Below are 15,239 nucleotides of genomic sequence, written 5' to 3'. Positions count from 1 at the left end.
GCATCAGCCGCGAAAAGATAAACACGCTTTCAATCAGATAGAAATGTCACTTATTCGAGACTCTCATCTTGCCAAATTACTGAATTCAAGGCATTAATGACCACGCGAATTCTTGCCGTTGCACTTAATCATCCTACCAATGGCAAAACACTATTTTTAGTTTTTGATTTGAAACGAATATGAAAGTAAGACTAGACGTAAAACAATTGCAGATTGGGCATTATGTTCATCTCCCGCTTAGTTGGGGACAGCACCCTTTCTTACTCAATTCGTTCAAGATCAAAACCCAAGAACAGCTCACTATTATCAAGCAGCTTGGTCTGAAATCTATCACGATCAATGCGCTTAAAAGTGACGTTCTCGATACGCCCGATGAAACAGCAGCGTCTGACAACCTTATTGCCCCTGAGACCGAATGTGAGCTTGTGCCTATCGCAGCAGAAGCACTCGATGATATGTGGTCGAAAAAGCAAGAAGGTCGTCAAAAACTTGCGGCGATTGAAGACAGAATTCAACGCTCCAAAGTCGCCTTTGCTGACACGCTTAACGATGTCCAAGACATTTTTGACTTGGACAAACTCACCCAAAGTCCGAGCATCAATAACGCTTTGGCGATCGTAAACTTTATCTACAAAAACATTAGTGGTGAGAGTGGCAGCGCAATCCACTTAATGAACGATTCGGTTGGCTACAGCCGCCTGCATTACCACTCACTCAATGTCTCGTTATTATCAGTCTTAATCTGTCAGGCGAAAGGCTTCACACCTAAGCAATGTCAACTGGTTGCGTTTTCTGGCTTGTATCACGACATTGGTAAAACTCAGTTGCCGCTGAGTTTGCTTACTGCTCATGAACCCATGGAAGCCGCTGATAGACAAAAGCTTCGCTCTCACTTGGATAAGAGTTTACAAATTAGCGCTAAAATTCCTAAATTTCCCGAAGCCGCGCTCAAACTCATTAGCCAGCATCACGAACGCAACGATGGTACAGGCTACCCAAAAGAGCTACATAAAGATGAAATCCACCAGCTATCTCGGATACTTATCTTAGCCAACGCCTACGATAACTTGTGCAATAGAATAGAAAACCAGTGCTGCCCTCATGATGCCCTCACCTATTTATACAATAAGTGCCGCGATCAACATGATGTGCAGGACATTATGGCGCTGATTCGTGTCGTCGGGGTTTATCCACCCGGAACTTTGGTTGAACTTTCTGATCACCAAATTGGCGTGGTGGTGTCGACCAACCAAGAAAATCGCCTCAGCCCGTTTGTTTTGGTCTATGACCAAGATGTACCGCGTGACCAAGCGGCGATTATCAATATTGGGGAATTTGGCTTAAACATCAACAAAGTATTAACGGATAAAGATTTAACGCTGGATCAGTATCACTACCTGAATCCTTCGTCGCAATCGACGTACTTTATTGATGTGGAGTGACCCACCAACATGATAACGATATTTTCTGATAACGCTTCCATGCTGCTTTTCATTTTACCTCCACTTTTCCTTGGCTTGTTTTATGTAGTCAGGAAGATAACTCGCCGCCGGAATTACCATAAACTGAACTCAGCTAAAATAGCGAGAAAGGGAAAATCCCTCACCGACGAGGACACAGCGTTTATCGAGTCATGCATTCATTTGAAAAAAGGCGACGATTGATTGATAAGGTAGGAGATTTTGTTGGTATGTCCCGCTTAATACTCTGCCGGTCTCTTTCACCTTACTACGAGCGGTCCAGTTACTCTTTGTCTTACCAAAGAGTAACCAGAAAGGCGCTTTAGTCTGCTGGTGTGGTCCGGTCGGTTTTAGGCGTTCCCGACGCCGAAAACCTAAAAATGCTGTCCTGCATTTTTACCTAGTTTGGTGTTTATCTTTGGTTATTCAGAGGATCTCTCTGAAATCGAAGTTGTTCTAAATTGGTTTTGCCCCATTCTAAGCTAGGGCTGTTCTGTACCTCATTTCTAAGCGAGGTGATTTGACCTATTTTTTCTTATGCCACAAAGTATCTATAGATATGCTGGCGATTCAAACAAACTAAGGACCACAAACAACATGAAACGTATTTTCATTAGCCATAGTCACAAGGATAGTGCGTATATTGCGGACATTAAGGGCGTTCGATTGAATGACAATCACAGCCTCTCATTTCATGACCGTTCCCTTGAGGAGCCGGTGTATAACGCATTTGGTCACATAAATCGACGATCTCCAGAAGATCCTGCTTCAAAGCCAGTACGAGACGAAATACTGGCATTACTACGACAGTCAGACAAACTGATAGTTTTGCTTGGTAACGATACCCATAGCAGTCTTTGGGTTCAGTGGGAGATTGAGCAGTTCTCTCGTATCCATGGAGAACGCTCGATAATGCTGATGCGCACACCCGATAATCATCGTGGAGGCGCACCAGCAACTGTGAGGCATTTATCTGTTGAAGGTTGGGACCTTCAATACCTCAGCAGATGGGCCAGGCGCTAATTATTTGCCTCGCTGATTTGGATTTATCTGCTTTCCTCGATTGCCGTGCACCTGGGAGTATTGTTTGTTGGTCCCTGGTGTGCCTTTGTTAGCGTTTGGCTGGTTTGCTGCATTGTTTGCGGGGGTGATTTTTTTTGTCATGATGTTTCCTTTTCATGTTGTTTAAAGTCAGGTTCAATTTACGGCTTAAACGTGCGCACTAACAGAGAGCCTTAACGGGAAACCCTGTGCTTTTTAGGGAAAGTAATGAAAAATCAAAGTAAGTTTGTAAGAAACGCCGAAGAGCTCAGAAACGAGCTCCGCGACCAGAAGATCTCTCAACCAACTTTCGCCGAGCGCTATTATCTTGATGAAGTGGATGAGAAAGCGGGTGAAGATAAGCTTTATTCACACTGTGAGCGCTTTAAGAGTCTGCTCAAAAGTACAGATCAACGTTCTCCTGAGCGCGTAGCGGCATACATCAATTATTTCAATCGCCATTACCGCAAAGAGGGAAAATACACTCAGGCTGATCGATATGCTGCTTGGGCTATGTATATAGAGTTGGACACTAGGATCGCAACAAAGACTTTGCAAAACGGTAAGACAGACAGTGCATTGGAAAGCCTTGCCTCACTGTTTGCTATTCATCGTTGTATCGCGAAAGAGAATGGACCTAATTGTCGGAATTACTTTGCGCTGGTCAATAACGTTCTAGAGGCCGAGCTTAGGCCCTTTACAAGCAAATGGCATGCAATAGCACATGACATTGACGATGCACTTTTTCGTCCAGAGCTTGAGGCGGTGCAAGAAAAACTTACCGAACTCAAAGATAAACTGCACGAGATATCAGATTGAAAAAAATCTGTCCACAAATGTTTCGGTTCATGCTGACCGAATGTGATGACCGGACGTTATCGCGGCTGGAACAGTTCTAGTTGATCGCCAGACTCTATGTTGACCAACAACTTTGAGAAGGAGGTCAATATGAGAAAGTTAGCTTCGGGAAAATGCAGTGGCATTAAAAGACCATTCAAGCTGGAAGAGATTTGGCGAATTAGAACTAGGCTAGAGCTTGAAAACGATTTAATGCAGCTTGCACTATTAAACCTAGCTATTGATAGCAAGTTAAGGGCGAGTGATTTGCTAAAGCTGCATGTATATGATGTTTCCTCGCAAGGAGTGATCTACGAGAGGGTTCAATGCATTCAGCAAAAGACAGGTACTGATGTGCATTACGAGATTACTCCGAGAACACAACAGAGTATCAGTCGGTGGGTCTACTCAGCGCATCTAGAGGCAAATAGTTTTCTATTTCCAAGTTGTCGTCGTAAAGACCAACCCATCAGCTACTCCTTTTATCGTACGATTATTAGAAACTGGGCCGCAAAGCTTGGTTTGAATGCAGATTATTACGGCACGCACTCTATGCGCCGTACTAAAGCTACTCTGATCTACGCTAGAACAAAAAACATAAGGGCGGTGCAAATCCTACTAGGCCATTCGAAACTAGATAACACTATTCGATACCTAGGCGTTGAACTGGAAGACGCTCTGAGGCTCTCAGAGCAAACTGACTGCTAGAAGGACTGATACAGGTTTTTCATACCTCTGAGAAGCCTGTGCCCCATTCCGCTTTAGTGCTATTACTAAGCAACGGATTACGCTGCTAAATTTTCGAGACTTGTAGTTATGGCAGAGAGCGGAATAGCGGAGCTCAGCATTTCCCATTTGTGTGCAAAAATCGACACTTCTATCCGACAACCTCCACGTGCATTGTTATGCAATGTCGTTGGGCTAGATAAGTGGTAATGGGCAAACGAATTACTACTCACTTGTGTTAATTGGTGAAGAGCTATCTGAATACATAGTTCTACCTGTTATTTACTAGAAAACTTATCTCGGTACTCTCTCGGTGTTATACCTTTGTAGTTCTTGAATAACCTATTGAAATTTGAAGTATTATTGTACCCTACCATTTGGCATATATGACTGACTTTAAGGCTAGACGTTTCCAACAATCGAGCAGCATGGCTCAATCGTATTTTTTTTAGCCTTTGACTAAACGTTTCGCCAAAATGACGAATAAAAATACGATTAACCGTTCGCTCACAACAAAAAATATGCTGAGACAGATCATGCAAGGAAATATCTTGAGCATAGTGCTGATTCAAATATTCAGATAGCGCTTCAATTCTATCTTTTTCAGACTCAAATTTAGCATGTTCAGAAGAACCTAAAGTCACGGGATTCTTGTCTTGAGTTACTACTGAAAAAACACGAAATAGCACCGATAGCTGCTCTAGGCTTGAGGTTTTATAATCAATCTGGTTGATAACTGTTTTCACTTCTAAAGCCGTTAGCGGGGAAAATTGAATGGATAAGCCATCGCCAAGTATACTGGAAAGCTTTCTCATTTCCTTACAGTGCATCAACATATTCGACACCCATTCTTTATCAACCCACAGGCTGTATCTCTCGGGGGGAAGCTTTGTACTATTCGCTACTAACCCTTTTAAATCATGGGGTATTTTTGGTGGAATCAAGAACAAAGAACACGAAGTGACATCTATATCAACACTTCCAATCCTTATTACTCCTTGGTAGTGATCCAGCAACAGAAATTCAAACTCACTGTGAAAATGAGGTTTCAATAACTCTAAGGGAGAGTTATCTAAATGATGCCTCCAAGAGTAACCTGGACGTATCAAACTTTTCGTAGGTATAGGTCTCATTCTGCCTAGCACCGATAAATACTGCCTTTAAATGTTGTCGAAATAATACCACTTAATGTCCTGATAGTGCGCCTAAATACGCGAAATATACCGAATAATTGACCCAAGAGCTTAGCTAACCTCGAAAACAAAATTAACAGCAACTTAAAGAGGTTGAAAGAATGAAGAACTATGCAAAATTCATCTTTGATATGGATGGGACACTTGTCGATTCAAAGGATGCAGTCGAGAAAGCATGGAGTCTATGGGCGCTAGAACACAACATTAATGTCGATCGTATTTTAGCTATATCTCATGGTCGCCCAGCAGACGAAGTCATTAAAGAGCTGATGCCCCACCTTAACATCAAGCAAGAAGTCACTAAGCTGGAAGCAATAGAAATGAATCATGTCGATTCAGTGAAACCTGTACGCGGAGCCATCGCTTTCTTGAACAAGTTAAACGATCACGACTGGGCAATATTTACTTCTGCGCCAAGGGAGTTAGCGGTTCAACGGTTGATGGCTGCCTCAATTCCAGTACCTCAAATATTGGTTACTGTAGAGGATGTACAAAAAGGAAAACCTGACCCTGAAGGCTACAAGCTAACGGCAAAAAAACTAAAAGTACTCCCTGAGCATTGTCTTGTTTTTGAAGATGCTCTAGCAGGTATACAATCCGCCCTTAGCGCTGGGTGTGATGTTGTTAACATTACCGCTGTAGCTCCTGCACAGCCAACTATAGCTGGAGTTGCGTTGGCAAGGGATTACTTTGATGTATCAGCTTATCTAAACGACCAATTCATTCAGGTATAAAACTATGGTTCAACCAAAAGTAAGGAACATTGTTTTCGACGTTGGCAACGTGATTGTCCGTTGGGAGCCTTTAGAAATTATTCGACTCACTTTTGTGGAGAGTGAAGATCATGAACAACTTGCCAAAGCAATCTTCCAATCTCAGACGTGGGTAAATTTGAACAAAGGACTCATATCAGAAACAGAAGCAAAAACTCAGTATCAGCAGACACTTGGGTTATCTGAGTGGGAGTGTGAACAGCTATTTTATTATGTAAAGCAGACTCAACGTCTAATAGTTGGTTCAATTGAACTTATCCAACACATTAAAAGTGCAGGTTATAGTGTCTATGCACTAACGGATAACGTTCACGAAATAGTTTCCTACTTAAAGTCAACCTACTCATTTTGGCCGCTATTTGATGGCGCGATAGTATCGGCGGATGTTGGTATGCTGAAACCTCAACCAGAGATTTATCACTCGTTACTGAATAAGTTCGAACTTATAGCATCAGAGACCGTGTTTATTGATGACATGCTTTACAACGTGGAAGGAGCAAAGTCTATTGGTATGCATGCAATTCAATTTGAAAATATAGACCAATGTGAAAAAGACTTAATTTCTCTAGGGCTGAATATCTAGAGCGTTTTAGGAGCTAGCTTCATTTGCATTTCTAGCAAAAAATTCTGCATAAAACTAATCGGATGCCACAGATAGAGATTGCTTGGTTTTGTCCATTTTAGCGCATATCAGCCATCGTAAGAAGCGATGGCTGTTTGTGATTTGGGGTACTAAAAGTTATCAGTGACAAGCCAAATTAGTAAACTCACTGACTCAGAATTGTCCAATAACAAGTTAGCTATTGCGGCTAGCTGATACCACCAAAAAGCAAAAGCCCCGACAACTCATTGAGTTATCGGGGCTTTCTTGAATAAATGGCACGCCCTGCAGGATTCGAACCTGCGACCACATCCTTAGAAGGGACGTGCTCTATCCAGCTGAGCTAAGGGCGCGCTACAGGGACGAATTATACGAGTTAGAACGCTTAACACAAGGGGTTTTCGTAACATTCTGATCTGAATGCTTAAAAAAAGTGCATTCTACGAGTTCAAGATTAAAAATAACACGAAGCAAACGTTTGCTTATAGATGTTCGTCAAATTTTTTGCGACAATGCACCGCGTATTTCTCGCCATTCAATTATGAAGGAAAGTCATGACAGCTCAAAACATAGATGGGACGTTAATATCGCAAACTGTGCGATCTGAAGTTGCAGCACGAGTAAAAGCACGCAAGGAAGCAGGCTTACGTGCACCGGGCTTAGCCGTAGTGCTTGTTGGTGAAGACCCTGCCTCTCAGGTTTATGTAGGTAGTAAGCGTAGAGCATGTGAAGAAGTCGGCTTTGTCTCTAAGTCTTTCGATCTTCCTGCAACTACGTCAGAAGAAGAACTGCTTAGCCTGATTGATGAACTGAATGGTGATGCGGAGATCGATGGCATTCTGGTACAGCTTCCGCTGCCAGCAGGAATTGATACCACGCACGTATTAGAACGAATTCATCCAGAGAAAGACGTCGATGGCTTCCACCCATATAACGTCGGTCGTCTCGCGCAGCGTATCCCTAAATTACGCTCATGCACGCCTAAAGGTATCATTACCCTACTCGACCGTTACAACATCGACCTACGTGGTAAACACGCTGTGATCGTTGGCGCTTCAAACATTGTGGGTCGCCCGATGACACTTGAGCTATTGCTAGCCGGCTGTACCACTACAACCTGTCACCGCTTTACTAAAGATCTTGAAGGTCACGTTCGCCAAGCTGACGTAGTAGTTGTCGCGGTAGGTAAGCCAAACTTTATTCCTGGTGAATGGATTAAGAAAGGCGCAGTCGTGGTAGATGTGGGCATTAACCGCCTAGATACTGGCAAGCTGGTCGGCGACGTTGAATACGCTAAAGCCAAAGAGAACGCGAGCTTTATTACTCCCGTTCCTGGTGGTGTTGGTCCTATGACGGTAGCAAGCCTGATTGAGAACACCATGCTGGCTTGTGAGCAGTTCCATACGGAGAAGTAGGCGGAGCGGAACGCTACGCTTACGGATGCGGGAACGCAAAGCGATGCTTTGCTTCGGGAATCGAGAACGCTAGCCAATGCCTAGCGACAAGATAAACAAAGGGCTGACGATCATCGTCAGCCCTTTTAGTTTTAATTCGGAGATTTACTCCACGGATCTCGAAGTGAGGCGTAAGCGAACATTCCCGCATCTCGAATCCGTAAGCGAGGTCTCCACCTCGCGTTCCAAAACTTAATCCACGGATAGTTTTAGTGCGTACTTTTCAACTCCCGGAGTGAAGCGTAAGCCGAACATTCCCGCATCTCGAATCCGTAAGCGAGGTCTTCACCTCGCGTTCCAAAACTTAATCCACGGAAAGCTTTTAGCGCGTGCCTCTCAACTCCCGAAGTGAGGCGCAAGCCGAACGTTCCCGCATCTCGAATCCGTAAGCGAGGTTTTCACCTCGCGTTCCGTATCCCTTAAAGACTCAGAATTACGCCAGCTAGTGAAGCGCTCATTAAGTTCGCCATTACACCTGCTGCGATGGCGCGGAAGCCATATTTCGAGATGAATGTACGCTTCTCTGGTACTACGCTGCCTAGACCACCGATTAGCATCGCCATGCTTGAGATGTTAGCGAAACCACATAGAGCGAACGTTACGATAGCTTGTGAGTGCTCACTTAGTAATGGTTTTGCTTCGATAAGCTGAATAAACGCGACAAACTCGTTAACCACAATCTTGTTACCAATTAGAGAGCCAGCAACGGTCGCTTCACTCCATGGCACGCCTAGTAGCCAAGCTACTGGTGCAAATAGGTAACCAAGAATTAGCTCAAAGCTTAAGTTGTAACCAAAGATGCTACCAACCCAGCCTAGTAGACCATTTAGAAGAGCAATAACACTGACAAATGCAAGCAGTGTTGCACCAACTGCAACCGCAATACGTAGACCAGACATTGCACCATCCGCTAATGCTTCAACCACATTAGTCGCTTTTGGCGTATCTTCATCTTCAAGTAGCACTTCTGGTTTCACTTCTTCGCTTTCTGGCATCATGATTTTTGCCATCAGCAGACCCGCTGGTGCTGACATAAATGCCGCAGCAATTAGGTAATTAAGCTCCACACCCAGTGATGCGTAACCAACCAAAGTACCACCAGCAACCGATGCTAGACCACATGTCATAACAGTAAAGAACTGCGAATCCGTCATGTGTTTTAGATATGGACGAACCACAAGTGGCGCTTCGATCATACCAACGAAAATGTTTGCTGTAGCAGAAAGAGATTCAGCACGACCGATGCCAAGAAGTTTTTGTAGACCACCGCCAATCAGGTTGATCACTTTTGGCATTAGACCAATATGGTACAAACCAGAAATCAGCGCTGAGAAGAATACGATGATACCTAATACGTTGATTGCAAAAGTGAAGCCACCTGTTGCTAAACCACCGAATAGGAACGCGATACCTTCTTGACCATAGTTAATTAGGTTAGAAACCGCTGCAGTCACGCTGCCTAGCGCTTCTTTACCTGCCGGAACATACAGAACTAGCAATGCGAACGTGATTTGCAGTGCAAACGCCAAAGATACCGTTCGGTAGTTAATATTTTTTCTATTTGTAGATAGTAGCCATGCTGTAAACAGGATCGCCACAATACCAAGGATTGAGTTCATAAAATGAATCCGACAAAAGTGGGGGAACAAGATTGGCGCCGGATAATAACCGCGAAAAAATGAGACGCAAGTCACGTTTGTTGCAAAGTTGTGGTTTTGAGTGGTTAGTTTTCAACCACTAATGTAACCATATGTTTTTTAACAGGATAAACGATTGCCAAACAACATTATTTCCAAATGGAAAATATGTTTCTGGCTTCAGAAAAAATAACTAAACGTTTGGTCGGCTAATATAAGGGGCTAATTGAACATCCCAGTGACAAGGAGAGCCAATTTTCTGTTTGATGAAATCAATCACCGCCGAGGTCTTTTTCGGCATGTAATGACGGCTTGGATACACGGCATAAAATGGCATGCTTTGACTAGCTCGCCACTCTGGCAGCAATTGGATCAACTGACCTTGCTTGAACTCATCACGGATCAGGTAAGTCGCCAAGTAAGCAATGCCCCACCCTGCGACTGCCGCATCACGCACCGCTTCGGCTAAGTCAACCGAGTAGTTACCACTCACTTTGACTGCTAACTGCTGCTCGCTATTGCTAAAGCTCCAGTTGGTGTAGTCACGCTCCCAACTGCGATAGATTAAACAGTTGTGCTCGGCTAACTCTTGCGGGTGAGTTGGCGCGGCGTGATGCATTAAGTAATCTGGCGAAGCGGCGACCACAAATTGGCAATCGGCGATACGCTGTGCGACGTAACCTTCTGGCAGTCGTTCATTATTGGTGATCCACAAGTCGAGCCCTTCTTCGAGCATATCCACTTTATAGTCAAACAGGTGGACCTCTACCTGCAGGTCAGGATGCTGCGCTCTTAACTCTTGGATGGCAGGAATGATATGCAGTGTGCCAAATGATTGTGAAAGACCGATTTTCACTAACCCTTCCACTTCATCTCGTTGGCTCTCAATCTCGGTTTGCGCCTCGTCGATCGTCTGCACGATTTGCTGGCAGTGACGATAAAAGCGTTCCCCCGCTTCGGTAGCGGTAAAACTGCGCGTAGTGCGCTGCACAAGCTTAACACCTAGCGATTGTTCTAACAGGGCAAGCTGTTTACTGACGTGCGAAACCGACACCCCTAAGCTTTTTGCCGCTTGGGTAAAGTTCTTATGTTTAAGTAGTGCAGCAAACACCACCATTTGTGCGGCTCGTTCTGAAAGCACAGCGTCTCCTAGAAAAATTGAAGGGGCTCAATGAGCCCCTTAGTATACGTGTTGGTATTCAACTTAATCTAGCATAATGCGGTCAGCTAAATGACTTACCGCTAGTGCAAAGTAGTATGAGCGGTTCCACTTCATCAACACGTTGTAGTTGTTGTAAACCAAGTATACACGGCCATCAGCTTTATCTGGTGCGGTTAACCATGCTTTGACATCGACGTTAGGTAACGCTTGCCCTTCGTAGCGAGTGATACCGAGTTTACTCCACTCAGCCAATGACTTTTCTTTGCCTTCGACACGTCCTTCTAGGTTCATATCAAAGCCTTCAGGTAACTTAACTTGGCGTCCCCAAGTAAAGCTGTCATCCCAACCTGATTGACTCAGGTAGTTCGCTGTAGAAGCAAATACGTCTGCTTTGGTATTCCAAATGTCTTTCTTGCCATCGCCATTGCCGTCAGCGGCAAAGTTGATGAATGAGCTTGGCATAAACTGACATTGGCCCATCGCACCAGCCCAAGAACCTTTCATATCTTCTACTTCGATATGACCTTGATCGAGAATGGTCAGTGCCGCCATCAACTCTTTGCGGAAGAACTCTTCACGGCGACCATCGTAGGCCATAGTTGAAAGCGCATCGACCACGCTATAGTTGCCAGTAAAGCGACCGAAGTTACTTTCCACGCCCCATAGCGCAACAATAAATCTTGGCTGTACACCGTACTCTTCACCAATGCGAGTCAGCTCAGCTTGGTGTTCTTTATATAACTCTTTGGCTTGTTTTACTTTCCAATCTGGCACTGCACGTGGAATATACTCATCCAACGTTAAGCGCTTTTCTGGTTGGTTTCGATCCGCTTTTACAGCGCGAGGTTTATAAGTGACCTCTGCAAAAGCACTATCAACGATTTGCGATGAAATGCCTTGTTCAAGTGCTTGTGCTTTTAAACCTTTAACGTACTGATCAAAATCTTTATCGTCAGCAAATGCTGCTGAGCTCAACGTTAGGCCTAGTACAACTGACAGTATTTTCTTCACTCTTACCTCCCTGAGAATCGGAGCTCTTATTCTGATTTTAGACGTGCTTTGTGTTCTTTGTATTCGTCTAATAGGTTCTTTGGTGGTGGCGGTAATTGCAAGAAAAATCCTTGCTCATTAATCGACTGTTTCACTTTTTCGATATCTACTTGTGCCAAAGTGCGACCCGCAAAGTTCACCATCATCACCATGGTAGGTTTACCAAACATTTGCATTAGTTGGTCAGGAACTTGTGAAAAATCATCTTTTTTCGGCACATATAAGTACGCGCCTTCTTTTTTAGCACTTTTGTAAATTGCACAAAGCATGGGTAGCCTTTAATCCATCAATCATTGGGAATATGTGTGTTTTGTCTTTTTTTTTAGCAAAACACGCAATTGACAGCAAGATAACTTGCTGAGCGTATTATGGGAATATAACATGACACCCCTAGTCGCAGGCAACGTCATTTCTGCAACAGCGAATTTCAAAAGAGGTCCAAAGTAAAAGATGTCACATACCCCAGATTTAAAAGGTAGTAGTTTTACTTTGTCAGTTTTACACCTTTCAGATAACGATGTTGAAAAAACCATTCGTTTTTTGCAGGAAAAGGTTGAACACGCTCCCGCATTTTTCGCATCAGCCCCTGTCGTAATCAATGTCTCTTTGGTAGAAGGTGATATTGATTTCGCTACCCTCAAACAAGGGATTGCTGATGTGGGTATGATCCCTGTTGGGGTCGCCGGTAGCAAAGACAAACGAACTCAAAATATGGCTCGTGAAGCTGGTTTTGCGATCATGTCAGCCAGTAAATCGCCAGCACAAGCGCCTGCTAAAATGGCACCGACTAAGATTGTTCGCACCCCAGTGCGTTCCGGTCAGCAAATCTACGCAAAAGACGCAGATTTAGTCGTGCTCAACCATGTAAGTGAAGGCGCAGAAGTGATCGCTGATGGTTCAATTCATATTCATGGCACATTACGTGGTCGCGCGATTGCAGGTGCGAACGGTAATACTGGCGCAGTGATTGTATGTAACAAACTAAACGCAGAATTAATGTCTATTGCTGGTCACTATTGGCTAACAGAGCAATTTGCCGAAGAGTTTTGGCAACAAAAGGTTCTATTCAGTTTGGAAAATGACTCGCTTAAATTCGAGTTATTGACGATTTAAAGATTATAAGGAATAAAGAATGGCACGCATTATTGTTGTGACGTCAGGTAAAGGTGGCGTAGGTAAGACTACATCAAGTGCTGCGATTGCGTCTGGTCTTGCGCTTAAGGGCAAGAAGACGGCAGTGATCGATTTCGATATCGGTCTACGTAACCTTGATTTGATCATGGGCTGCGAGCGTCGCGTTGTCTACGATTTCGTAAACGTAATCAACGGTGAAGCTACGCTAAACCAAGCAATGATCAAAGATAAACGCACTGAGAATCTATTTATTCTACCAGCCTCTCAAACTCGTGATAAAGATGCACTAACTAAAGATGGTGTTAAGCGTGTTCTAGAAGAGCTCGATGAGATGGGTTTCGATTTCATCATCTGTGATTCACCGGCAGGTATCGAGCAAGGCGCTCTAATGGCGCTGTATTTTGCTGATGAAGCGATTGTCACCACTAACCCTGAAGTATCTTCTGTACGTGACTCAGACCGTATTCTTGGCATTCTTGATTCTAAGTCTGTTCGCGCTGAACAAGGTCTAGAACCAGTTAAACAGCACCTTCTTCTGACTCGTTACAACCCTGCTCGCGTTAATCAAGGCGAAATGCTAAGCGTAGAAGACGTTGAAGAGATCCTACACATTTCTCTTCTAGGCGTGATTCCAGAAAGCCAAGCGGTATTGAACGCTTCAAACAAAGGCGTACCAGTAATCTTTGACGAGCAGTCAGATGCAGGCCAAGCTTATTCTGATACCGTTGATCGCCTGCTAGGTGAGCAAATTGACTTCCGCTTCCTAACTGAGCAGAAGAAAGGGATTTTCAAACGACTATTTGGAGGCTAACAAGGCATGTCATTACTGGAATTTTTCCGTCCGCAAAAGAAGACTTCTGCAAATTTAGCCAAGGAACGTTTGCAGATCATCGTTGCTGAACGTCGCAGTCACGACGATCCAGCGCCTTCATACTTGCCACAACTTAAAGAAGATATTCTTAAAGTGATCAGCAAGTATGTTGCGATTGATCCTTCAATGGTCGATTTAACGTTTGAACACAAAGATGACGATATCTCAGTGTTAGAGCTAAACGTTAAGTTGCCGGATGAAGAGAAGTAGGCATTTTTTCGCTTACTAAAGAGCCGATGCACATGCATCGGCTTTTTTGTATGCGAATAAATGGAACGCAAAGCGAAGCTTTGCTTCGGGATGCGGGAACGCTAGGCGACGCCTAGCTACGAGATAACGGAACGTTTCGCTGCGCTCCACTTCGGGATGCGGGAACGCGAAGCCGAGCTTCGCTTCGGGAAAGATAACGGAACGCTTAAAGCTACTAAACGTTCGGCTTCGCCTCTCTTCGGGAGTCGGGAACACTTGGCAACGCCAAGCTACGAGATAAGTAAAGGAATACGGAACGTTTCGCTCCGCTCCACTTTGAGATGCGGGAATGCTTGGCATAGCCAAGCTTGGGAAAAAGCCAGCGGTCAGCTCTACAATCTCAATTCTCATTTCTCGAAGGGTTCTCAAATCTCGCCTCTCGAAGCCCAGCCTGCTGGGCGATCCCACATCCCGAAGTGTAGCTCTGCTGCACGTTCCGTTTTTCCGCTTTGCGTTCCTCCCTCCCGAAGCACTGCATTGGCAGTGCATTCCCAAATCCCGCATCCCGAAGTGTAGCTCTGCTGCACGTTCCCTTTTTCCGCTTTGCGTTCCATCCTCCCGAAGCACTGCGTTAGCAGTGCGTTCCCAAATCCCGCATCCCGAAGTGCAGCTCTGCTGCACGTTCCGTCTTCCATAGCAAAGCTTCGCTTTGCGTTCCCAAGCGAAAGCGCAAAAAAAAGCCCCCATCTTTCGATGGGGGCTTCGAACCTTTTCCCGAATTAAGGTTACGTGCTAGCGAAAACCTTAGTTCATAACGGGGAAGCTAATTAAGCACCAGCTTTCTCTTTCTTACCTTTTTTCGCTTCTTCTTGGTCTGCTTTCTTCTTGATTACAGTAGTACCTTCGAAAGTTTCACCTTCAACGAAAGCTTTACCGTAGTAAGCAGCAAGTAGAACTTCTTTTAGCTCAGTGATTAGAGGGTAACGTGGGTTCGCACCAGTACATTGGTCATCGAACGCTTCTACCGCTAGTTCATCAACTTTCGCTAGGAAGTCAGCTTCATTTACGCCAGCCGCTTGGATAGACAGTGGAATGTCTAGGTCGCCTTTCA

The 15,239-nt window shown here is 44.5% G+C and carries 16 protein-coding genes, 1 tRNA gene and 1 pseudogene; 10 read left to right on the top strand and 8 right to left on the bottom strand.

All coding sequences use genetic code 11. From position 1 onward, the window contains the following. Positions 1-179: 179 nt before the first annotated feature. Positions 180-1,442: a cyclic di-GMP phosphodiesterase gene (locus tag IRQ95_RS15895; RefSeq protein WP_194437847.1), complete on the top strand. Its 1,263-nt coding sequence runs from the start codon at positions 180-182 to the stop codon at positions 1,440-1,442. 555 nt (positions 1,443-1,997) lie between these two features. Beyond that, positions 1,998-2,483 carry a TIR domain-containing protein gene (locus tag IRQ95_RS15890; RefSeq protein ID WP_348541622.1) on the top strand — a complete coding sequence of 162 codons (486 nt, stop codon included), beginning with the start codon at positions 1,998-2,000 and terminating at the stop codon, positions 2,481-2,483. Here the strand turns inward: IRQ95_RS15890 and IRQ95_RS15885 are convergent, their stop codons facing one another. Beyond that, positions 2,484-2,624, bottom strand: coding sequence for a hypothetical protein (locus IRQ95_RS15885; protein WP_194437845.1), 141 nt, complete (start codon positions 2,622-2,624; stop codon positions 2,484-2,486). A gap of 105 nt (positions 2,625-2,729) precedes the next feature. Here IRQ95_RS15885 and IRQ95_RS15880 point away from each other — a divergent pair, with 105 nt between their 5' ends. Then, positions 2,730-3,320, top strand: a complete 591-nt coding sequence (locus tag IRQ95_RS15880) for a hypothetical protein (protein ID WP_194437844.1) — start codon at positions 2,730-2,732, stop codon at positions 3,318-3,320. 129 nt (positions 3,321-3,449) lie between these two features. Continuing rightward, on the top strand, positions 3,450-4,046 hold the full coding sequence (locus IRQ95_RS15875; RefSeq protein ID WP_194437843.1) for a tyrosine-type recombinase/integrase: 597 nt from the start codon (positions 3,450-3,452) through the stop codon (positions 4,044-4,046). Between the two features lie 296 nt (positions 4,047-4,342). Here the strand turns inward: IRQ95_RS15875 and IRQ95_RS15870 are convergent, their stop codons facing one another. Further along, positions 4,343-5,116 (bottom strand): AraC family transcriptional regulator, encoded by a 774-nt coding sequence (locus tag IRQ95_RS15870; RefSeq protein ID WP_194437842.1) that lies wholly within the window; start codon positions 5,114-5,116, stop codon positions 4,343-4,345. A 242-nt stretch (positions 5,117-5,358) separates the two neighbouring features. On the opposite strand from IRQ95_RS15870, the gene IRQ95_RS15865 reads away from it, so the two are divergent. Continuing rightward, positions 5,359-5,991, top strand: a complete 633-nt coding sequence (locus IRQ95_RS15865) for an HAD-IA family hydrolase (RefSeq protein WP_194437841.1) — start codon at positions 5,359-5,361, stop codon at positions 5,989-5,991. A 4-nt stretch (positions 5,992-5,995) separates the two neighbouring features. After that, entirely contained in the window at positions 5,996-6,613 is a 618-nt protein-coding gene (locus IRQ95_RS15860) for an HAD family hydrolase (protein ID WP_194437840.1), read from the top strand. A gap of 294 nt (positions 6,614-6,907) precedes the next feature. On the opposite strand, the gene IRQ95_RS15855 is transcribed toward IRQ95_RS15860, so the two are convergent. Continuing rightward, positions 6,908-6,984: transfer RNA gene (locus IRQ95_RS15855), tRNA-Arg, on the bottom strand. A 201-nt stretch (positions 6,985-7,185) separates the two neighbouring features. Here IRQ95_RS15855 and folD point away from each other — a divergent pair. Beyond that, positions 7,186-8,046: a bifunctional methylenetetrahydrofolate dehydrogenase/methenyltetrahydrofolate cyclohydrolase FolD gene (gene folD / locus IRQ95_RS15850; RefSeq protein WP_075649263.1), complete on the top strand. Its 861-nt coding sequence runs from the start codon at positions 7,186-7,188 to the stop codon at positions 8,044-8,046. 458 nt (positions 8,047-8,504) lie between these two features. On the opposite strand, the gene IRQ95_RS15845 is transcribed toward folD, so the two are convergent. The 4 genes from IRQ95_RS15845 to IRQ95_RS15830 all read right to left on the bottom strand — a co-directional run bounded on the left by IRQ95_RS15845 (position 8,505) and on the right by IRQ95_RS15830 (position 12,203). Further along, positions 8,505-9,704 (bottom strand): NupC/NupG family nucleoside CNT transporter, encoded by a 1,200-nt coding sequence (locus IRQ95_RS15845; protein WP_123780770.1) that lies wholly within the window; start codon positions 9,702-9,704, stop codon positions 8,505-8,507. Between the two features lie 211 nt (positions 9,705-9,915). Continuing rightward, positions 9,916-10,863, bottom strand: a complete 948-nt coding sequence (locus IRQ95_RS15840) for a LysR substrate-binding domain-containing protein (protein ID WP_194437839.1) — start codon at positions 10,861-10,863, stop codon at positions 9,916-9,918. A gap of 63 nt (positions 10,864-10,926) precedes the next feature. Then, on the bottom strand, positions 10,927-11,895 hold the full coding sequence (locus IRQ95_RS15835; protein WP_194437838.1) for a lytic murein transglycosylase: 969 nt from the start codon (positions 11,893-11,895) through the stop codon (positions 10,927-10,929). 26 nt (positions 11,896-11,921) lie between these two features. Next, positions 11,922-12,203: a YcgL domain-containing protein gene (locus IRQ95_RS15830; protein ID WP_194437837.1), complete on the bottom strand. Its 282-nt coding sequence runs from the start codon at positions 12,201-12,203 to the stop codon at positions 11,922-11,924. A gap of 181 nt (positions 12,204-12,384) precedes the next feature. On the opposite strand from IRQ95_RS15830, the gene minC reads away from it, so the two are divergent. The 3 genes from minC to minE are packed head-to-tail and all read left to right on the top strand — an operon-like array spanning position 12,385 to position 14,149. Further along, the gene (gene minC / locus IRQ95_RS15825; RefSeq protein ID WP_194437836.1) at positions 12,385-13,047 is read left to right on the top strand and encodes a septum site-determining protein MinC; all 663 of its coding nucleotides are present in this window, start codon (positions 12,385-12,387) and stop codon (positions 13,045-13,047) included. A 19-nt stretch (positions 13,048-13,066) separates the two neighbouring features. Next, entirely contained in the window at positions 13,067-13,879 is an 813-nt protein-coding gene (gene minD, locus IRQ95_RS15820; RefSeq protein ID WP_194437835.1) for a septum site-determining protein MinD, read from the top strand. Positions 13,880-13,885: 6 nt separating this feature from the next. Further along, a complete protein-coding gene (minE, locus tag IRQ95_RS15815) occupies positions 13,886-14,149 on the top strand; it encodes a cell division topological specificity factor MinE (RefSeq protein WP_075649271.1) in 264 nt (87 codons plus the stop codon). An 806-nt stretch (positions 14,150-14,955) separates the two neighbouring features. On the opposite strand, the pseudogene IRQ95_RS15810 reads toward minE, so the two are convergent. Then, positions 14,956-15,239 (bottom strand): annotated as a pseudogene (locus IRQ95_RS15810) (bifunctional acetaldehyde-CoA/alcohol dehydrogenase); the annotation flags it as partial.

Source organism: Vibrio fluminensis (assembly GCF_015278125.1).
Classification (GTDB): domain Bacteria; phylum Pseudomonadota; class Gammaproteobacteria; order Enterobacterales; family Vibrionaceae; genus Vibrio; species Vibrio fluminensis.
Note: the sequence above shows the minus strand (reverse complement) of the source record. Positions and strands in the feature narration are given on the sequence as shown.